We start from the raw sequence: 19530 nt of genomic DNA, 5'->3' as shown, positions 1-19530 counted from the left end.
TCTTTTCGCGAGCAAGCTCGCTCCTACAGGACCTTTGTTAAACGTTCTGGCGATCGCCTTTCGGATCGAAGAACACCGAAGAAACGATTTCCGCCTCGATCACCGTGCCGTCGGCCAATGGCGCGAACACCCGTTCGCCCATCCGCTTCAGGCCGCCCTTGACCACGCCCATGGCAAACGAATAACCCAGGGAGTTATGGGCATAGCTGGAGGTCACGTGACCGACCATGCTCATCGGGATCGCCTGCTTCGCATTCAGCACAAGCTGCGCGCCTTCCGGCAGCCACTGGTTCGGGTCGATCGGTTTCAGGCCTACCAGCTGCTTGCGCTGGTCGCGCACGCAGTCTTCGCGGTTCATGCCACGCCAGCCGATCCACGAGAACGGTTTGGTGCGACCGACACACCAGCCCATGTTCAAGTCATCCGGGGTCATCGAGCCGTCAGTGTCCTGGCCGACGATGATGAAGCCCTTCTCGGCCCGCAGGACGTGCATGGTTTCAGTGCCGTACGGGGTCAGGTTGTACTTCTTGCCGGCCTCGACGATCTGCTCCAGCACGCCCATGGCGTAGTCGGCCTGGACGTTGACTTCGTACGACAGCTCGCCGGTGAAGGAAATGCGGAACACCCGCGCCGGCACGCCGCCCACCAGGCCTTCTTTCCAGGTCATGAACGGGAAGCCGTCCTTGTCCAGGTCGATGTCGGTGACTTCGCTGAGCAGCTTGCGGCTGTTCGGCCCGGACAGGGTCATGGTGGCCCAGTGGTCGGTGACCGAGGTGAAGTACACCTTGAGGTCCGGCCATTCGGTCTGCTGATAGATCTCCAGCCATTGCAGGACGCGCGCGGCGCCGCCCGTGGTGGTGGTCATGATGAAGTGGTTTTCGCCGACGCAGGCAGTCACGCCGTCGTCGAAGACCATGCCGTCTTCCTTGCACATCAGGCCGTAGCGCGCCTTGCCCACGTCGAGCTTGGTCCAGGCGTTGGTGTAGATGCGGTTGAGGAACTCACGGGCGTCCGGGCCCTGGATATCGATCTTGCCCAGGGTCGAGGCGTCGAGCAGGCCGACGCTGTCGCGCACCGCCTTGCACTCGCGCTTGACCGCGGCATGCAGGTCTTCGCCATTCTTCGGGAAGTACCAGGGGCGCTTCCACTGGCCGACGTCCTCGAACTCGGCGCCGTTCTTCACGTGCCACGCATGCAGCGCGGTGAAACGCACCGGCTCGAAGATGTGCCCGCAGTGACGACCGGCCACGGCGCCGAAAGTCACCGGCGTGTAGTTCGGACGGAACATGGTGGTGCCCATCTGCGGGATGCTCACGTTCAGCGAACGGGCCGCGATGGCCAGGCCGTTGACGTTGCCGAGCTTGCCCTGGTCGGTACCGAAGCCCAGCGCGGTGTAGCGCTTGACGTGCTCGACCGACTCGAAGCCCTCGCGGGTCGCCAGTTCGATGGCGGCGGCGGTGACGTCGTTCTGCAGGTCGACGAATTGCTTGGGTGCCCGCGCGGTGCCTTTTTCATGGGGCACCTGGAACAGCGCCAGGGTCGGTTCTTCCAGACGACTCAGGGCCTTGGGCAGTACCGCTTCCACGGCCTTGAAACCCGCTTCGCTGGCGGCGCGCACGCCCCCTTCGAAACCGTCGGCCAGGGAATCGCCGAGGCTGTAGACGCCATTGATGCCGCCGACGCACACGCGTTTCTGCGGTGCTTCGCCCGGTACGAAACCGAGGATGTCTTCACGCCAGATCGGCTTGCCGCCCAAGTGCGAAGCCAGGTGCACCACCGGGCTGTAGCCGCCGGAGCTGGCAATCAGGTCGCAGTCCAGCCACTCGCCTGGGCTGGTGACCTTGTGAGCCTTGACGTCGATCGCCGCGACGCGGGCGCCGGTCACATGCTTGCTGCCACGGGCTTCGATCACCGCACTGGAAGTGAGGATGCGAATGCCCTTGGCGCGGGCTTCTTCCACCAGCGCACCGCGTGGGTTGTGACGGGCATCGGCGATGGCCACCACTTGCAGGCTGGCGTCGAGCCAGTCCAGGGCCACACGGTAGGCGTGGTCGTTGTTGGTGCTCAGCACCAGCTTCTTGCCCGGTGCCACGCCGTAGCGGCGCACGTAGACCGAGACCGCGCCGGCCAGCATGTTGCCCGGCACGTCGTTGTTGCCGTAGACCAGCGGACGCTCGCAGGCGCCGGTGGCCAGTACCACGCGCTTGGCGCGCACCCGGTGGATGCGCTGGCGCACCTGGCCGATTGGTGCGCGGTCGCCGAGGTGGTCGGTCAGGCGCTCGTGAATGGTCAGGAAGTTATGGTCGTGGTAGCCGTTCACGGTAGCCCGTGGCAGCAGGGTCACGTCTGGCAGCGACTTCAGCTCGGCGACCACGGTGGCGATCCACTCGGCCGCCGGCTTGCCGTCCAGGCTTTCGCGGCTGTCCAGCAGGCTGCCGCCGAATTCTTCCTGCTCGTCGGCGAGGATCACCCGCGCACCGCTGCGCGCAGCCGCCAGGGCCGCGGCCAGGCCGGCGGGGCCGGCACCGACGATCAGTACGTCGCAGTGCTGGTTCATGTAGTCGTAGGTGTCCGGATCGTTCTCGGTCGGCGAGCGACCCAGGCCCGCGGCCTTGCGGATGTACTTCTCGTAGGTCATCCAGAACGATTGCGGGTACATGAAGGTTTTGTAGTAGAAGCCCGGCGGCATCAGCTTGCCACCGACCTTGCCGAGAATCCCCATCATGTCGTTGTTGACGCTTGGCCAGCCGTTGGTGCTGGTGGCGACCAGGCCCTGGTACAGCGCCTGTTGGGTGGCGCGCACGTTGGGGATCTGGGTGGCTTCGGTGGCGCCGATCTGCAGCACCGCGTTCGGCTCTTCGGCACCGGCGGCGAAGATCCCGCGCGGCCGGGAATACTTGAAGCTGCGACCGATGATGTCCACGCCGTTGGCCAGCAGGGCGGCGGCCAGGGTGTCGCCTTCGAAGCCTTTGTAGGTCTGGCCGTTGAAGGTGAAGCTGAGGACTTTGTTGCGGTCGATGCGTCCGCCGTTGGACAGGCGATTGGACTGGCTCATACCTTCTCTCCCAGAGCCTGCGTGGCCGCTTTCGGGCTATCGGTCTTGTCGGTGAATTGCGGCTTGGTACCGATCTTGTAGGTTTCGAGAATCTCGTAGGTCACGGTGTCGCGGGTGGCGTTGAAGTACTGACGGCAGCCGGCGGCATGGATCCACAGCTCGTGGTGCAGGCCGCGAGGGTTGTCGCGGAAGAACATGTAGTCGCCCCACTCCTCGTCGGTGCAGTTGTTCGGGTCCAGTGGACGCGGGATATGCGCCTGGCCGGACGAATGGAATTCCTCTTCGGAGCGCAGTTCGCCGCAGTGAGGACAGAAGATGTGCAACATAGGGATTTCTCCTGTTAGTGGGCGACGGCAGCAGCGCCGTGTTCGTCGATCAGCGCACCGTTGTGGAAACGGTCGATGGAGAAAGGTGCGGCCAGCGGGTGCATTTCACCCTTGGCCAGGCTCGCGGCGAATACGTTGCCCGAGCCAGGTGTTGCCTTGAAGCCACCGGTACCCCAACCGCAGTTGAAGAACATGTTCGGCACCGGGGTCTTGGAGATGATCGGGCACGCGTCCGGGGTGGTGTCGACGATGCCGCCCCACTGGCGGTTCATGCGCACCCGCGAAAGGATCGGGAACATCTCGACGATGGCCTGGATGGTGTGCTCGATCACCGGGTACGAACCGCGCTGGCCGTAGCCGACCCAGCCGTCGATACCGGCGCCGATCACCAGGTCGCCCTTGTCGGACTGGCTGATGTAACCGTGCACCGCGTTGGACATGATCACGCTGTCGATGATCGGCTTGATCGGCTCGGACACCAGTGCTTGCAGCGGGTGCGATTCGATCGGCAGGCGAAAGCCGGCGAGCTTGGCCATGTGCCCGGAGTTACCGGCGGTGACCACGCCGACGCGCTTGGCGCCGATGAAGCCCTTGTTGGTTTCCACGCCGATGCACACACCGTTTTCCTTGCGGAAGCCGATCACTTCGGTCTGCTGGATCAGGTCCACGCCCAGGGCGTCGGCGGCGCGGGCGAAGCCCCAGGCCACGGCGTCGTGACGGGCCACGCCGCCACGGCGCTGGACGGTGGCGCCCAGCACCGGGTAGCGGGTGTTTTTCGAGCAGTCCAGGTACGGAATCTCGTCCGCCACCTGCTTGGCGTTGAGCAGCTCGCCGTCCACGCCGTTGAGGCGGTTGGCGCTGACCCGACGCTCGGAATCACGGATGTCCTGCAGGGTGTGGCACAGGTTGTAGACGCCGCGCTGGGAGAACATCACGTTGTAGTTGAGGTCCTGGGACAGGCCTTCCCACAGTTTCATCGCGTGTTCGTACAGGTGCGCCGACTCGTCCCACAGGTAGTTGGAACGCACGATGGTAGTGTTGCGCGCGGTGTTACCGCCGCCCAGCCAGCCTTTCTCGACCACGGCGACGTTGGTGATGCCGTGCTCCTTGGCCAGGTAGTAGGCGGTCGCCAGGCCATGCCCGCCACCGCCGACGATGACCACGTCGTAGACCTTTTTCGGGGTCGGCGTGCGCCACATGCGCTGCCAGTTTTCATGGTGGCTGAGGGAGTGCTTGAAGAGGCCGAAGCCCGAGTAGCGTTGCATAGTCATTTACTCCAAAACCGCACTCAGCGATAAACCGGGAAGTCCGCGCACAGGGCCGATACCTGACGAGCGACATTGGCCTCGACATCGGCATCGCCGAGGTGGTCGAGGATGTCGCAGATCCAGCCGGCCAGCTCCACGCACTGGGTAACCTTGAAGCCGCGGGTGGTCACCGCCGGGGTGCCGATACGCAGGCCGGAGGTCACGAACGGCGACTGTGGATCGTTCGGCACGGCGTTCTTGTTCACGGTGATGTGGGCGCGCCCCAGGGCGGCGTCCGCCTCCTTGCCGGTGAGGCCCTGACGGATCAGGCTGACCAGGAACAGGTGGTTGTCGGTGCCGCCGGACACTACATCGTAGCCGCGTTTGATAAAGACGCCGGCCATGGCCTGGGCGTTGTCGATCACTTGCTGCTGGTAGGCCTTGAAGCCAGGCTCCAGCGCTTCCTTGAAGCACACCGCCTTGCCGGCGATCACGTGCATCAGCGGGCCGCCCTGGGCGCCCGGGAAGACCGCGGCGTTGAGCTTCTTCTCGATCTCTTCGTTGGCCTTGGCCAGGATCAGGCCGCCACGCGGACCGCGCAGGGTCTTGTGGGTGGTGGTGGTGACCACGTCGGCGTAAGGCAGCGGGTTCGGGTACAGGCCAGCGGCGACCAGGCCGGCGACGTGGGCCATGTCGACGAACAGCAGCGCGCCGACCTTATCGGCGATCTGGCGGAAGCGTGGGAAGTCGAGGGTCTTGGAGTAGGCCGAGAAGCCGGCGACGATCATCTTCGGCTTGCACTCGACGGCCAGGCGCTCGACTTCGTCGTAGTCGATCAGCCCGGTGTTGGTGTCGATGCCGTACTGCACGGCGTTGTACAGCTTGCCCGAGGACGACACCTTGGCGCCGTGGGTCAGATGGCCGCCGTGGGCCAGGCTCATGCCCAGGATGGTGTCGCCGGCTTGCAGCAGGGCCAGGTACACGGCGCTGTTGGCCGAGGAACCGGAGTGCGGCTGGACGTTGGCGTAGTCGGCGCCGAACAGTTGCTTGGCGCGTTCGATGGCCAGGGCCTCGACCTTGTCCACGTGCTCGCAGCCGCCGTAGTAGCGCTTGCCCGGATAACCTTCGGCGTACTTGTTGGTCAGGCCGCTGCCTTGCGCTTGCATTACGCGCTTGCTGGTGTAGTTCTCCGACGCGATCAGCTCGATGTGATCTTCCTGACGTTGCTCCTCGGCATTCATGGCCGCCAGCAGTGCATCGTCATAACCCTGGATTTGGTCTTGCTTGCTGAACATCGCGTCTCTCCCAGCGGCGGCGGTGCGCCTTTCGTCTCGGTGAGGCACGTACCCTGCGGTAGTGCCCTTTGGATGCGATGGTATGACCGGCGCTGACCGGCCAAATGCCTATGGACGCCACGCAAAGGTGCGTTTACGACATGGCCTGGCGCAGAGAGACAAATGCTTGCGGGCGCCACGCGCCGAAGGCTCTATGTCGGTGGCTTGCCTGCGACCGCCAGCCCCCGCCACCGACCAGTGGCGCGACAGGTTTCGGGTTGGCGTGTCGCCTCTGTAGCCGCTGCCGAGCTGGCGAGGCTGCGCTCGAGGACGCAGTCCTCGCAAAACCTCAGCACGCGATATGCCTGGAAGAACAGGTTGCCTGGTTTTACGACCGCTTCGCGGCCGAGCGCAGCCTCGCCAGCTCGGCAGCGGCTACAGGGCGTTCGCAGCGACAACACTCACCGTCAGGCCAGCAGGTTGCGCAGCATCAGCAGCAGGAGGAAATGCCCGGGATACAGCAGATAGGCCCAGCGCCGCATCGGTGGCGGCGAAAAACCGCGCATCCGGCGCAGGATCGCCAGCCCCAGCCACGGCGCCAGCACGCAGGCGAACAGCGCCCAGGCGGCCACCTGATTACCCAGGCGCGCCGCCGGCAGCAGGCTTTGCCACTGGTTGGCCGCCAGGCACAGCAACCCCGGCAGCAGCGCCCAGTACCAGCGGCGCTGCAGCACCAGCAACATCGCCAGCGGCAGCAAGACGCCGAACAGGCCGAACATCAGGTACCGGTCGAACAGCCCGCCGAGCAAGGCCGCTCCGATCCCCAGCCACAGCGCCAGCCCGCCGCGACGCTGCCAGGCGCGGGCCACCAACAGGCCCAGGGCCAGGGTCGGCAGCACATTCAGGGTGTCGGGGTCGGGAATGTACAGCCGGTACGGCACCTCGCTGAGCAGGCTGAACAACAGCAGCCAGCCCAGGTAACGCCATTGCCCCGCGCCCTCGCGACCCACCGCGCCGGCCCGCGCCACATTGGCCGCCAGCGCCAGGCAGAACCAGGGAAACGCCAGGCGCCCGGGCACATACAGCAGATCGAGGCTCCAGCCGACGTAGCGCAGGTGATCGAGCACCATGCAAAGCAGCGCGAGCCACTTGAGCAGGTCCAGGGCGCCATCGCGCCGGGCGGCCAGCGGGGTCAGCAGCGGGTCTGGCATATATCCTCATGGCCTGTGCATTTTTCACCCATAAACAGAGCGTGTGCTCCCCCCTCAATCTTGGGTAAAGTGGCGCTCCACCGATCTCTGCGGGGCCTGCGCTGTCCTGCCGGCCCAGACCTCGTTGCGGACGCTTTACCCAAGGGCTCCTTACCCAGGAGCGCCTTATCCGGAGCCCTTTATCGAAGGACTCCCCTCTCGGACCCTTAGCACGGAAGACGGCCATGACCGACAAGAGCCAACAATTCGCCAGCGACAACTATTCCGGCATTTGCCCCGAGGCCTGGGCGGCCATGGACCAGGCCAACCGCGGCCACGAACGCGCCTATGGCGACGACCAGTGGACCGCGCGCGCCGCCGATTATTTCCGCAAGCTGTTCGAGACCGACTGCGAGGTGTTCTTCGCCTTCAACGGCACCGCCGCCAACTCCCTGGCCCTGTCGTCGCTGTGCCAGAGTTACCACAGCGTCATCTGCTCGGAAACCGCCCACGTCGAAACCGACGAATGCGGCGCGCCGGAATTCTTCTCCAACGGCTCCAAGCTGCTGATCGCCGGCACCGAGAACGGCAAGCTGACCCCGGACTCGATCCGCGACATCGCCCTCAAGCGCCAGGACATCCACTACCCCAAGCCACGGGTGGTGACCCTGACCCAGGCCACCGAGGTCGGCAGCGTCTATACCCCGGAAGAAATCCGCGCCATCAGCGCCACCTGCAAGGAGCTGGGGCTGAACCTGCACATGGACGGCGCGCGCTTCTCCAACGCCTGCGCCTTCCTTGGCTGCTCGCCCGCCGACCTGACCTGGAAAGCCGGGGTCGACGTGCTGTGCTTCGGCGGCACGAAAAACGGCATGGCGGTGGGCGAGGCGATTCTGTTCTTCAACCACAAGCTGGCCGAAGACTTCGACTACCGCTGCAAGCAGGCCGGCCAGCTGGCCTCGAAGATGCGCTTCCTGTCGGCGCCCTGGGTCGGCCTGCTGGAAAACGACGCCTGGCTCAAATACGCCCGCCACGCCAACCATTGCGCGCAATTGCTGGCCGAGCTGGTGGCGGACATTCCAGGGGTGGAACTGATGTTCCCGGTGCAGGCCAACGGCGTGTTCCTGCAACTCTCGGAACCGGCCATCGCCGCGCTGACCGCCAAGGGCTGGCGCTTCTACACCTTCATCGGTAAAGGCGGCGCGCGCTTCATGTGCTCGTGGGACACCGAAGAAGCGCGGGTCCGCGAACTGGCCGCGGACATTCGCCAGGTCATGGCCGGCTGAATGCCCTCGTCGGCCTGCCGCCTCCTGTCGAGATCGGGAGCGGTGGGCCGGCGCTGCGTGACATCAGTTCACAAATTCCTGAACTGATTATTTCCCTCCACTGATTCAACATCACAGGCGTATATCCGAGACTCCGGGGTCAATTTATAAAAACAAGGCACTGCCCCATGACCAGCCTGCCCGCGGCAACGGAAAAAGCCCCGTCCCCCAGCCTCAAGATCGAAACCCGCTCCATCGACTACGTGCCGCGCCACGAGCGCCACGGCAAGGTCTGGCACCAGGGTCCGTTCTGGTTCACCGGCAACTTCGTCCTGACCACCATGGTCACCGGCTTCACCGGCGCCGCCCTCGGCCTGAGCCTGCACTATTCGATCCTGGCCATCGTCATCGGCGTGTGCCTGGGCACCTTCTGCATGGCCTTCCACGCCAACCAGGGCCCGCGCATGGGCCTGCCGCAGATGATCCAGTCGCGGGCGCAATTCGGCCTGCGCGGGGCCATCGTGCCCTTTACCGCGGTGGTCTTCGTCTACATCGGCTTCAACGTGTTCAACGTGATCCTCGCCACCGACGCCATCAACACCGTGGTGCCCGGCGCGCGGGCGCCCTGGTACAGCCTGATGATCATCCTCGCGGTGATCATCGCCGTGGTCGGGCATGACCTGCTGCACGCCGTGCAGCGCTGGCTGACCTACATCATGATCAGCGTGTTCACCGTGCTGACCATCAGCGCGCTGATGACCCTGCAGGCCGACGCCGCCGTGGCCGATGCGCACTTCTCCTGGTCGGCGTTCCTGATCCAGCTGTCGGCGGCCGCCGGCTACCAGATCAGCTACTCGGTGTATGTCTCGGACTATTCGCGCTACCTGCCGCACAAGACCTCGTCGCGCCAGGTGATTTTCTGGACCTACCTGGGCGCCGCGGGCTCGGCGCTGTGGCTGATGTCCCTGGGCGCCTTCCTCGCCTCCGCCCTGCCGTCGCCGGACGCCATCGGCAGCGTCCGCGAAGTCGGCAACCAGATGATCCCGGGCTTCGGCACCTTTACCGTGCTGATCGCCGTGCCCGCCCTGGTCGGCATCATGGCGGTCAACTGCTACGGCGCGATGCTCACCGGCATCAGCGCCATCGACGGCTTCCTGCAGATCCAGCCGAACCTCAAGAGCCGGGTGGTGGGCATCGCCCTGGTGGCGGTGGTGATCTTCCTGATCGCCATGAACATTCCCGACAGCTACCTGGCGAGCTTCAACACCTTCGTGCTGCTGATGCTATATTTCCTGGTGCCCTGGACCGCGGTCAACCTGGCGGACTTCTACGTGGTGCGCAAAGGTCACTACGCCATCAGCGACATCTTCAACCCGGCCGGCATCTATGGCCGCTGGGCCATGCCCGGGCTCATCGCCTATTTCCTCGGCCTGGTCGCGATGATTCCGTTCATGTCCCTGAGCTTCTACCAGGGCCCGGTGGCCCGGTCGCTGGAGGGCGCGGACATTGCCTTTGTCATCGGCCTGGCCGTGGCCGGCGTGGCCTACTGGGCGCTGACCCGTGGCCTGGACCTGGACGCCGAGCGCCTGGCGATCCAGGCCAGCGAACGCCAACTGGAAGGAGCCGGCCAATGACTGGACCGCATACCCTGAAAGTCGCCTGCCAGCAGATCGCCCCACGGGTGGGCGCGCTCGACTACAACCGCGAGCTGGGCCAGCGGGCCATTCGCCAGGCCGCTGCCCAGGGCGCCCAGGTAGTGGTGCTGCCGGAACTGGTGCAAAGCGGTTACGTGTTCACCGATCGGCAGGAGGCGCTGGCACTGTCCGAGGCCCTCGACGGGCCGACGCTGACCCTGTGGAAGGCCCTGGCCGCAGAGCTGCAGGTGGTGATCGTCGGCGGTTTCTGCGAGCGCCTGAATGCCGGGCAAGTGGCCAACAGCGCCGCGCTGGTCGAGCCCGAGGGGCGGGTGACGGTGTATCGCAAGGCCCATCTGTGGGACCGGGAAAAGCTTGTGTTCACTGTCGGCGACCAACCGCCGCCGGTGGTGGAGACCCGCTTTGGCGCGATCGCGATGCTGATCTGCTACGACCTGGAGTTCCCGGAATGGGTGCGCCTGCCCGCGCTGGCCGGCGCCGCCCTGCTCTGCGCCCCGGTCAACTGGCCGGACGGGCCGCGTCCGGCGGGCGAACGCCCGGCGGAAATGGTCCGGGTCCAGGCCAACGCCGCGGTCAACCGCATGTTCATCGCCGCCTGCGACCGCTGCGGCGACGAGCGTGGCGTGGCCTGGGTCGGTGGCTCACTGATTGTCGACGCCGACGGTTATCCGTTGGCCGGCAGCGCCCGTCATCCCCAGCAGCAACTGCTATTGGCGGAGCTGCCCCTGGCGGACGCCCAGCACAAGCACATAAGCGCCCACAACCACGTGCATCTGGACCGCCGCCCGGCGCTGTACTGAGCCCTCCCCGACCGCGGGCAACGCTCGCGGCCCTTCGCCTTTTCGCCCCTGATCCGCACGCGCCGCCAGACATGAACTAGATTGTCTGGCGAGCCGCTGTACCCGCTCGGATAACGACAATAATCAGGAGCGCATCCATGTCCTTACAAGGCAAGACCCTGTTCATCACCGGCGCCAGTCGTGGCATCGGCCGTGAAATCGCCCTGCGGGCGGCGCGGGACGGGGCCAATATCGTGATCGCGGCGAAAAGCGCCGACCCCCATCCCAAGCTGCCCGGCACCATCTTCAGCGTGGCCCGCGAAGTCGAGGCGGCGGGCGGCAAGGCCCTGGCGTTGCAGGTGGACGTGCGTGACGAAGAGACGGTGCGCCAGGCCCTGGCCAAGGCCGCCGAGCAGTTCGGCGGCATCGATGCGCTGGTCAACAATGCCGGGGCGATCAAGCTGACCGGGGTGCAGCACATCGAGCTCAAGCGCTTCGACCTGATGCACCAGATCAACACCCGCGCCGTGCTGCTGTGCAGCCAGGCGGCCCTGCCCTACCTGAAAACCAGCGGTGGGCACATCCTCAACCTGTCGCCGCCACTGAACCTGGCGAGCAAATGGTTCGCCCAGTACAGCCCCTACACCGTGACCAAGTACGGCATGAGCATGCTGACCCTGGGCATGAGCGAGGAATTCAAGAACTACGGCATCAGCGTCAACTCGCTGTGGCCGCAGACCATGATCGCCACGGCCGCCATCGAGTTCCAGCTGGGTTCGCGCGAGTCGTTCAAGCATGCGCGCACGCCGGCAATCATGGCCGATGCGGCCCACGCGATCCTTTCCAGCAGCCAGCGCCGCATCACCGGGCGCTTGCTGATCGACGAAGAAATACTGCGCGAACAGGGGGTGAGCGACTTCGCCCATTACCGCTTCGATCCCGACAGCAGCGAAACGCTGATGACGGATCTGTTTATCGATTGAGCGAGCGGATCAATCTGTAGCCGCTGCCGAGGTACGAGGCTGCGATCGACTGCAAAGCAGTCGCAAACCCAGCCCCTCGATAGGTCAGAAGCACCGAGAGTTCCGGGTTCACGGTTGCTACGCAACCGATCGCAGCCTCATTCTTCGGCAGCGGCTACGGGTTACCGGTCCGACGCTCAATACTCGACCCGCACATCCCCCTTCGGCACGCTGCAGCAGGACAGGATGTAGCCTTCGGCTTCGTCTTCCTCGGTGATCCCACCGTTGTGGTCCATCTCCACTTCACCGCCCAGCTTGAGCACCTTGCAGGTGCCGCAGATGCCCATGCCGCAGGCCTTGGGGATCATCAGGCCGAGCTTGGCCGCGGCGGCGTGGACGGTCTCGCCCGGCGCCACGCGGATGCTCTTGCCGGAAGCGGTGAACTCCACCTGGTGCAGGTCGGCGACGTCAATTTCCGGCGCCTCGGCGGCCTGCTCGGCCTGTTCCACGGCGTCGGCACGGGCTTCCGCCGGCGTCGCGCCGAAGGATTCCTCGTGGTAGCGCGACATGTCGAAGCCGCTGGCTTCGAGCAGGCGCTTGACCGCGTTCATGTACGGCGTCGGGCCGCAGCAGAACACCTCGCGTTCGAGGAAGTCCGGCGCCATCAGCTCCAGCATCTTGTGGTTCAGGTAGCCGCGATAACCGGCCCAGGGCTCGCCCAGGCCGTGTTTCTCGCAGATCAGGTGCAGGCTGAAGTTGTCGATCCGCGACGCCATGTGCTCCAGCTCGCGGTGATAGATGATGTCCTTCGGCGAACGGGCGCTGTGGATGAACACCATATCGACATTGCCGTTGGTGTCGTAGAACCAGCGCGCCATGGACATCACCGGGGTGATGCCGACGCCGCCGCTGAGGTACAGGACTTTCGGGCTTGGGAAGTCGATGGCGTTGAACAGCCCCACCGGCCCGTGCACCGCCAGCTCCTGGCCTTCGTGCAGGGTGTCGTGCAGCCAGTTGGAGACCTTGCCGCCCGGGACGCGCTTGATGGTCACCGAGAAGCTGTATGGCACCGAGGGCGAGCTGGAAATGGTGTAGGAACGCATGATCGGCTGACCTTCGATCTCCAGCTCCAGGGTGACGAACTGCCCCGGCTTGAAGAAGAACATGATCGGCTGGTCGGCCATGAAACAGAAGGTGCGCACGTCCCAGGTTTCCTGGATGACTTTGACGCAACGGACGATGTGTCGGCCATTGGCCCAGGTCTGGGTGGTTACCGGGTTCAGGAAGTTGTTGGACATGCTGATCTCCACGGCCGACTGCCGGCCTTTATGGTGGCGATTGTGCGCAGGCCCATAAACGCCCATTTACCTATCTGCGACATTCACATACTTATCGCGACCAGCCCCCAACCACCGGGGCTTGCGCGTCGGGAACAGATTGGGCCATGTCGCCCATGGATAAGGTTCCGGGCCGCGCCGGCCCCACACTCGCCTCAACTGAGAACCGCTGATTTTTCAGCCTTGCGTCGTAACCGTGGCCGGTGTGACGGGCTTGTGCGGAGCAAGCCCGTTACACCGGCCACACTGCCACTTTCGCCGGCCACACAGATGGCCATGAGGACCAAAACGATGGACGTCACCGCAACCCTGAGCCTGGGCGATCCGATGGAACCCGCACGCAAGGCCACCGCGCAAATGCTCCAAGAACGCGAGCGGACCTTTTCCCTGCCGCAGCCGTTCTACTGCGACGAGCGCCTGTTCGATATCGATATGCAGGAGATCTTCCAGAAGGAATGGCTGATCGCCGGCATGACCTGCGAGATTCCGACCAAGGGCAACTACATGACCCTGCAGGTCGGCAAGAACCCGATCATCGTGATCCGTGGCGCCGACGGCGTGGTCCACGCCTTCCATAACGTCTGCCGCCACCGCGGTTCGCGCCTGTGCACCAGCGACAAGGGCAAGGTCGCCAAGCTGGTCTGCCACTACCACCAGTGGACCTACGAGCTGGACGGTCGCCTGCTGTTCGCCGGCACCGAGATGGGCGCCGACTTCGACATGAAGCAGTACGGCCTCAAGCCAGTGAACGTGAAGACCGCCGGTGGCTACATCTTCATCTCGCTGGCCGAGAACCCGCCGGCCATCGATGACTTCCTGGCGACCCTGACGCACTACATGGAACCCTACGACATGGAGAACACCAAGGTGGCGGTGCAGACCACCTTGATGGAAAAGGCCAACTGGAAACTGGTGCTGGAAAACAACCGCGAGTGCTACCACTGCGGCGGTTCGCACCCGGAACTGCTGAAGACCCTGCTGGAGTGGGACGACGTCACCGACCCGCGCGCCGACCAGGCGTTCAAGGACCACGTGGCCGCCTCGGCTGCCGCCTGGGAAGCCGAGAAGATCCCTTATGCCCACGCCAGCTTCGGCCTGCGCAACCGCATCGTGCGCATGCCGCTGCTCAAGGGCACCGTGTCCATGACCATGGACGGCAAGCAGGGCTGCGCCAAGCTGATGGGCCGGATCAAGAACCCCGACCTGGGTTCGATGCGCATCCTGCACCTGCCGCACTCGTGGAACCACTGCATGGGCGACCACATCATCGTGTTCACCGTGTGGCCGATCAGCGCCCAGGAAACCATGGTCACCACCAAGTGGCTGGTGCACAAGGACGCGGTCGAAGGCGTGGACTACGACGTCGCGCGCATGCGCCAGGTGTGGGATGCCACCAACGACCAGGACCGTCGCCTGGCCGAAGAAAACCAGCGCGGCATCAACTCCACCGCCTACCAGCCAGGCCCGTACTCCAAGACCTACGAGTTCGGCGTGGTCAACTTCGTGGACTGGTACAGCGAGCGCATGCTGAGCAACCTCGGCGCCGAACCGGCTCCGTACCTCAAGGGCGTGCCGGTTCACGGCTGATCCCGGGCTGGGCTTCTGTAGGAGCGAGGCTTGCCCGCGAAGGCCGCGACACGGTGCACCCGAACCACCGCGTTAGCGTTCATCGCGAGCAAGCTTCGCTCCTACGGGGGCAAGCTTGCTGTACGTTTTTTGATCGGAATCCCTCCCGGCCATGGCCGACAAGGCTCCCAGCCTTCCGCGAACAAGTTATCCACACCTCCACCCACAGCAAATGTGGGCAACTCGGCTTTCAGCCGGCGGATCCACTGGCAGAACCTGAAGAAAATCCGTGACTTATCCGGAAAGGCCTTTTCCACAAGGCTTTGATCATTTTTTGAACAACGCTCTGCAAGCCATGTATTTAAAGGCCCGCAGATGAAGGCAAACACCTTATCCACAGAAGCGCCAACAGACTTTGGGGGCAACTTTGCGGCCAAGGGTCGCGAGCTGTGGAAAACCGCCGAATAGCGCGAAATATCAAGGCTTCAGGGCCGTCGGCGGGGCAAAACTGCGGATTTGCCTGTTTTTTGATCAGACCTCTGCAGACCATTGTTTATAAGGCTCTCAGCGGAGAGCGAACATCTTATCCACAAAGAGGCCAACAGACTTTGGGGGCAACTCGACAGCGGCAGAGGACCGAGGGAATTCCTTATCCACAGAAAAACCTTCAGAAAAACCTCGACTTAGCTTGATCGTTTTTCGTACAACGCGCTGTAGCGCTTGATTGGCGAGGCTTGCAGAGAGGGACGAACATCTTATCCACAGAGGCGCGCACAGGGATTGTGGGTAACCGTGGGGTATGTGGCGTTTGGAGGATTTATCGCGAGCAAGCTCGCTCCTACATGGGACTCACACATCCCTGTAGGAGCGAGCTTGCTCGCGATAACGGTACAACGGCTGGCCCGACCCTAGCGGACCACGCCTTCTTCGATCAGCAGCTTGAGGATGGCCTCGGCCCCGGCTTCGGCGCTGACGCCCTTGAGCACCTGGCCGCCACCGCCGCTGGCTTTGGCGGTCGCGGCTTTCATGCGGTCGGCGCCGCTCTTGGCCTTGATCACTTTCAGGCGCTTGGGCCGCGGTTTGGCCGGTTGCAGGGTGGCGCTGGTGAATAACTCATCGTCGAGCACTTCCACCTGCCGCGCCTGCAGCAGCCCACGCCGGGCCGGGCCGTAGGCGCTCTGCCGTGGCTTGGGCGCGGCGTTATCCACAGTGGCGAGGAACGGCAGGCGCACCTTCAGCCGACGGCGCTGGCCGCGCGGCAGGGCTTGCAGCACCAGGGCCACGCCGCCGTCGATGGATTCCACCTGGGCCAGGCCCACCACCAGCGGCCAGCCGAGGTTTTCCGCCAGCAGGAACGGCAGCATGCCCGAACCTTCGCCGGTTTCCGCCTGGCTGCCGGTGAGCACCACTTGCGCCCCGGCATCGCGCAGATAATCGGTCAGCGCCGGCAGCGCATCGGCACCGGCCGACTGCTCCAGCACGTGCATCTGTTCCAGGCCCATGCCCAGGTACGCGCGCAGGGCCGGCTCGGCAATATCGCCGGCGTGCAGCACCTGCAGCCTGTCCCCGGCCAGTTGCAGCCCCAGCTCGACCGCCCGCGCATCCTGCTCGGCGCGCCGGGGCCGGCCGGAAGTCGGGTGGGCGCCGATGGACACCAGGCTGATCACATTGGTACTCATAAGCTCTGTCCTTCCCTTAAGCCGCATCGCGCTTGGCGCCGTTGCGGTAGGCCTCTACCGCCGCGATCAAGGCTTGAAGCAGCTCGGCGCTTTCGCCAATCACCGACAGGTCGGCGCGTTTGATCATGTCGCAGCCCGGATCGAGGTTGATCGCCACCACCTTGTCGCAGGCACCGATGCCCTGCAGGTGCTGGATCGCCCCGGAAATCCCCACCGCCACGTACACCCGGGCTGTGACCCAGGTGCCCGAGGCGCCGACCTGACGGTCACGGGCCATGAAGCCATCGTCCACCGCCACCCGCGACGCGCCTTCGGTGGCGCCCAGGGCCGCGGCGGTTTTGTGGAACAGCTCCCAGTCCTTGACCCCGTTGCCGCCAGAGAAAATGAATTCGGCCTCGGCCATGGGAATCGCCGCCGGGTCCACCGCCACCGCGCCCAGATCCTCGATTCGCGCCAGGCTGCGCGCCACCGTTGTGGATAACTCCACCGGCAGGGCTTCGTGGCGGGTTTCACTGACCGGCTCCGCGCATTCGGCAGCGGCCAGGATCAAGCGCGCCAGCGGTCGAGCCAGGTCCTGCAGGCCGGCACCGGCGCGGCCGATGCATTGCGCGTCCTTGACCTGCCAGACCCGCGTGGCCGGGCGTTCGCCCAGGGCCGCGGCAAAACGCCGGCCCAGTTCGCCGCCACCGGTGCGGCTGTCGGGCAGCAACCAGTGGCGTGGGCTGAACTGGTTATCCACAGCCCGCAGGCCCTGGACTCGCTGTTCCGGTGCATAACCGCTGAATTCGTTGCCTTCGAGCACCAGCAGGCGGTCGACGCCGGCCGTGGCGAAGGCGTTTTCCTTGTGCTCGCCGAACACCACCGCCAGCACCGCGCCGTCCTTGCCGGCCAGCTGATGGGCCAGGCCCAGCAGGTCGCGGTCGTGGCTGCTCAGGCGGCCGCCAACCATGTCCGGCACCACGCTGATGTAGAACGCCGGCTGCGCCACCTGATGCAGCGGCAGCTGGACTTCGACCGCGGCGCTGCGCTTGACCGCCCCGCCCTGCTGGGCGCCGCTGCGGTCGATGCGCTTGATACCGTTGGGGCCGATGAAACCGATCCCGTGGGGGTTCTTGCGGAGGATGCCGTTGGGCCCCATCCAGCTGTGCTGCGCCGGCTGCATGGCCGCGTGCAGCGGGTGCAGGCGGTTACGGGCGATCCATTCGGCCCGCGGATCGCGGCGGATAATGTCGCTCATCAGTGGGCCTCCGCAGGTTCACGTTTGGCCGGGGTCACCGGCTTGCCAGGCGCGGCGTCTTCGAGCAAGGCGTCGGCCACCAGTTCGGCGATGTCCTTGATCAGAGGTCGTGGTTCGACCACGCCTTCGAGCATCGCGGTGCACTGTGGACAACCCACGGCCACCAGCTCGGCGCCGGTTTCGCGGATGTCGTCCATGCGCATGTCAGGGATCCGCTGCTTGCCCGGAATGTCGGTGATCGGCGCGCCGCCGCCACCGCCGCAGCAGCGCGAGCGGAAACCGGAGCGTTGCATTTCCTTGACCTCGATCCCCAGGGCGCGCAGGACCTCGCGCGGCGCCTCGTACTCGCCGTTGTAGCGGCCCAGGTAGCACGGGTCGTGATAGGTCACGCTGTTGCCTTTGTGCTGGCCCAGGTTCAGGGCGCCAGCGCTAATCAGTTCGGCCATATAGGTGCTGTGGTGCTGCACCACGTACTCGCCGCCGAGGGCGCCGTATTCGTTTTTCAGCACATGGAAACTGTGGGGGTCGCAGGTGACGATGCGCTTGAAGCTGTACTTGGCCAGGGTCTGGATATTGCGCTTGGCCAGCAGCTGGAAGGTCGCCTCGTCGCCCAGGCGCCGGGCCACGTCGCCGCTGTCGCGTTCTTCCAGGCCCAGCACCGCGAAGTCGACCTTGGCCGCTTTCAGCACTTTGACGAAGGCGCGCAGGGTGCGCTGGTTGCGCATGTCGAAGGCGCCGTCGCCGACCCAGAACAGCACGTCGGTGGTTTTCTTCTCGCCGAGCAGCGCCAGGTTGAGGTCCGCCGCCCAGTTCATCCGCCCGCCCGGCGCGAAACCGCCCGGGTTGTCGGTGGCGATCAGGTTTTCCAGGACTTCGGCGCCCTTGTTCGGGGTGGCGCCCTTTTCCAGGGTCAGGTGACGGCGCATGTCGACGATGGCATCGACGTGCTCGATCATCATCGGGCATTCCTCGACGCAGGCGCGGCAGGTGGTGCAGGACCACAGGGTCTCGGCGTCCACCAGGCCGTTGACGATTGGCTGGTGCGGATTGCCGCTGTGTTCGCCAATGGCTTTGCCGGGATACGGGCTGCCAGCGAACTTGGCGTCAGTACCGCCAGCCAGGCCAACGACCAAGTCCTGGATCAGCTTTTTCGGGTTCAGCGGCTGGCCGGCGGCAAAGGCCGGGCACGCGGCTTCGCATTTACCGCACTGCACGCAGGCGTCGAAGCCCAACAGTTGGTTCCAGGTGAAATCCTTGGGTTTTTCCACCCCCAGCGGCGCGTTCGGGTCTTCCAGGTCCAGCGGCTTGAGGCCGGTGGAGCGGCCGCCACCGAAGCGTTCGGCGCGGCGGTGCCAGGCCAGGTGCAGGGCACCGGCGAAGGCGTGCTTCATCGGACCGCCCCAGGTCATGCCGAAGAACAGCTCGGACACGCCCCACAACACACCGATGCCGAGGATCGCGGCCAATACCCAGCCACCGAAGTTTTCCGGGAGGATCCCGGCCACCGGCAGGGTCACCAGGAAGAACGACGCCGAGAATGCCAGCAGGCTTTTCGGCAGGCGCATCCACGGGCCTTTCGACAAGCGCGCCGGCGGGTTGCGACGGCGCAGGTAAACGAAGATCGCACCGACGAACATCACCGCCGACATCAGCAGCAAGGCGTAGCCGAGGATGCGGTTATGCAGGCCGAAACCATGCACCAGGATCGCCAGCACGATGGACGCCACCGCGCCGCCGGCCGTGGCCACGTGGGTGTTGGCGATGTATTTGTCCCGCGCCACCACATGGTGCAGGTCGACCATGTAGCGCTTGGGCATGGCCAGCAGGCCGCCGATCAGGTCGACCTTGGACGCACGGCCCCGGCGCCACATGGCCACCCGCCGCAACGCGCCCAGGACAGCCAGGCCGATGGCTGCGAACAGCAGGATGGGAAGAAGGGTGTTCAACATGGTGGAGCT

Annotated in this window: 14 protein-coding genes; 5 read left to right on the top strand and 9 right to left on the bottom strand. The window is 65.0% G+C overall.

Features of this window, described 5'->3' with window-relative positions:
• Positions 1 to 37: 37 nt before the first annotated feature.
• The 5 genes from AC07Y9_RS16920 to AC07Y9_RS16900 form a co-directional block, all read right to left on the bottom strand.
• Entirely contained in the window at positions 38 to 3055 is a 3018-nt protein-coding gene (locus AC07Y9_RS16920; RefSeq protein ID WP_102679148.1) for a sarcosine oxidase subunit alpha, read from the bottom strand.
• A complete protein-coding gene (locus tag AC07Y9_RS16915; protein WP_007926380.1) occupies positions 3052 to 3381 on the bottom strand; it encodes a sarcosine oxidase subunit delta in 330 nt (109 codons plus the stop codon). The genes AC07Y9_RS16920 and AC07Y9_RS16915 overlap by 4 nt, the downstream gene beginning before the upstream one ends.
• Positions 3382 to 3395: 14 nt before the next feature.
• Positions 3396 to 4646, bottom strand: coding sequence for a sarcosine oxidase subunit beta family protein (locus AC07Y9_RS16910; RefSeq protein WP_007926378.1), 1251 nt, complete (start codon positions 4644 to 4646; stop codon positions 3396 to 3398).
• 23 nt (positions 4647 to 4669) lie between these two features.
• Positions 4670 to 5923, bottom strand: a complete 1254-nt coding sequence (glyA, locus tag AC07Y9_RS16905; protein ID WP_007926375.1) for a serine hydroxymethyltransferase — start codon at positions 5921 to 5923, stop codon at positions 4670 to 4672.
• Between the two features lie 446 nt (positions 5924 to 6369).
• Complete coding sequence (locus AC07Y9_RS16900) at positions 6370 to 7113, bottom strand: TraX family protein (RefSeq protein ID WP_102679147.1); 744 nt, start codon at positions 7111 to 7113, stop codon at positions 6370 to 6372.
• A 224-nt stretch (positions 7114 to 7337) separates the two neighbouring features.
• Between AC07Y9_RS16900 and AC07Y9_RS16895 the strand changes: the two genes are divergently transcribed.
• The 4 genes from AC07Y9_RS16895 to AC07Y9_RS16880 all read left to right on the top strand — a co-directional run bounded on the left by AC07Y9_RS16895 (position 7338) and on the right by AC07Y9_RS16880 (position 11774).
• Positions 7338 to 8378, top strand: a complete 1041-nt coding sequence (locus AC07Y9_RS16895; protein ID WP_007926372.1) for a threonine aldolase family protein — start codon at positions 7338 to 7340, stop codon at positions 8376 to 8378.
• Positions 8379 to 8545: 167 nt separating this feature from the next.
• Positions 8546 to 9991, top strand: coding sequence for a purine-cytosine permease family protein (locus AC07Y9_RS16890; protein ID WP_102679146.1), 1446 nt, complete (start codon positions 8546 to 8548; stop codon positions 9989 to 9991).
• Positions 9988 to 10812, top strand: a complete 825-nt coding sequence (locus AC07Y9_RS16885) for a nitrilase-related carbon-nitrogen hydrolase (protein WP_102679145.1) — start codon at positions 9988 to 9990, stop codon at positions 10810 to 10812. Before AC07Y9_RS16890 ends, AC07Y9_RS16885 begins: the two co-directional genes overlap by 4 nt.
• A gap of 137 nt (positions 10813 to 10949) precedes the next feature.
• Positions 10950 to 11774 carry an SDR family oxidoreductase gene (locus AC07Y9_RS16880; protein WP_007926369.1) on the top strand — a complete coding sequence of 275 codons (825 nt, stop codon included), beginning with the start codon at positions 10950 to 10952 and terminating at the stop codon, positions 11772 to 11774.
• Positions 11775 to 11950: 176 nt separating this feature from the next.
• Here the strand turns inward: AC07Y9_RS16880 and gbcB are convergent, their stop codons facing one another.
• Positions 11951 to 13051, bottom strand: a complete 1101-nt coding sequence (gbcB, locus tag AC07Y9_RS16875; protein WP_007926368.1) for a glycine betaine monooxygenase reductase subunit — start codon at positions 13049 to 13051, stop codon at positions 11951 to 11953.
• Positions 13052 to 13381: 330 nt separating this feature from the next.
• On the opposite strand from gbcB, the gene gbca reads away from it, so the two are divergent.
• Positions 13382 to 14677: a glycine betaine monooxygenase oxygenase subunit gene (gene gbca / locus AC07Y9_RS16870; protein ID WP_102679144.1), complete on the top strand. Its 1296-nt coding sequence runs from the start codon at positions 13382 to 13384 to the stop codon at positions 14675 to 14677.
• 887 nt (positions 14678 to 15564) lie between these two features.
• Here gbca and etfB read toward each other — a convergent pair.
• Genes etfB through dgcB form a run of 3 tightly spaced genes read right to left on the bottom strand, consistent with a single transcriptional unit; the run spans position 15565 to position 19521 of the window.
• Complete coding sequence (gene etfB, locus AC07Y9_RS16865; protein WP_007926363.1) at positions 15565 to 16335, bottom strand: electron transfer flavoprotein subunit beta; 771 nt, start codon at positions 16333 to 16335, stop codon at positions 15565 to 15567.
• 16 nt (positions 16336 to 16351) lie between these two features.
• Positions 16352 to 17572, bottom strand: coding sequence for an electron transfer flavoprotein subunit alpha (etfA, locus tag AC07Y9_RS16860; protein ID WP_102679143.1), 1221 nt, complete (start codon positions 17570 to 17572; stop codon positions 16352 to 16354).
• Positions 17572 to 19521: a dimethylglycine demethylation protein DgcB gene (gene dgcB / locus AC07Y9_RS16855; RefSeq protein ID WP_102679142.1), complete on the bottom strand. Its 1950-nt coding sequence runs from the start codon at positions 19519 to 19521 to the stop codon at positions 17572 to 17574. The genes etfA and dgcB overlap by 1 nt, the downstream gene beginning before the upstream one ends.
• Positions 19522 to 19530: the final 9 nt, after the last annotated feature.

It is taken from the genome of Pseudomonas sp. GW456-L12, assembly GCF_059424045.1.
Note: the sequence above shows the minus strand (reverse complement) of the source record. Positions and strands in the feature narration are given on the sequence as shown.

Bases quoted from the DNA above. Each gene is read 5' to 3' on its own strand.
- AC07Y9_RS16920 (WP_102679148.1), bottom strand. From the start codon at position 3,055: ATGAGCCAGTCCAATCGCCTGTCCAACGGCGGACGCATCGACCGCAAC.
- glyA (WP_007926375.1), bottom strand. From the start codon at position 5,923: ATGTTCAGCAAGCAAGACCAAATCCAGGGTTATGACGATGCACTGCTG.
- AC07Y9_RS16895 (WP_007926372.1), top strand. From the start codon at position 7,338: ATGACCGACAAGAGCCAACAATTCGCCAGCGACAACTATTCCGGCATT.
- dgcB (WP_102679142.1), bottom strand. From the start codon at position 19,521: ATGTTGAACACCCTTCTTCCCATCCTGCTGTTCGCAGCCATCGGCCTG.
- gbcB (WP_007926368.1), bottom strand. From the start codon at position 13,051: ATGTCCAACAACTTCCTGAACCCGGTAACCACCCAGACCTGGGCCAAT.
- gbca (WP_102679144.1), top strand. From the start codon at position 13,382: ATGGACGTCACCGCAACCCTGAGCCTGGGCGATCCGATGGAACCCGCA.
- etfB (WP_007926363.1), bottom strand. From the start codon at position 16,335: ATGAGTACCAATGTGATCAGCCTGGTGTCCATCGGCGCCCACCCGACT.
- AC07Y9_RS16900 (WP_102679147.1), bottom strand. From the start codon at position 7,113: ATGCCAGACCCGCTGCTGACCCCGCTGGCCGCCCGGCGCGATGGCGCC.
- AC07Y9_RS16910 (WP_007926378.1), bottom strand. From the start codon at position 4,646: ATGCAACGCTACTCGGGCTTCGGCCTCTTCAAGCACTCCCTCAGCCAC.
- AC07Y9_RS16885 (WP_102679145.1), top strand. From the start codon at position 9,988: ATGACTGGACCGCATACCCTGAAAGTCGCCTGCCAGCAGATCGCCCCA.
- AC07Y9_RS16890 (WP_102679146.1), top strand. From the start codon at position 8,546: ATGACCAGCCTGCCCGCGGCAACGGAAAAAGCCCCGTCCCCCAGCCTC.
- AC07Y9_RS16880 (WP_007926369.1), top strand. From the start codon at position 10,950: ATGTCCTTACAAGGCAAGACCCTGTTCATCACCGGCGCCAGTCGTGGC.
- AC07Y9_RS16915 (WP_007926380.1), bottom strand. From the start codon at position 3,381: ATGTTGCACATCTTCTGTCCTCACTGCGGCGAACTGCGCTCCGAAGAG.
- etfA (WP_102679143.1), bottom strand. From the start codon at position 17,572: ATGAGCGACATTATCCGCCGCGATCCGCGGGCCGAATGGATCGCCCGT.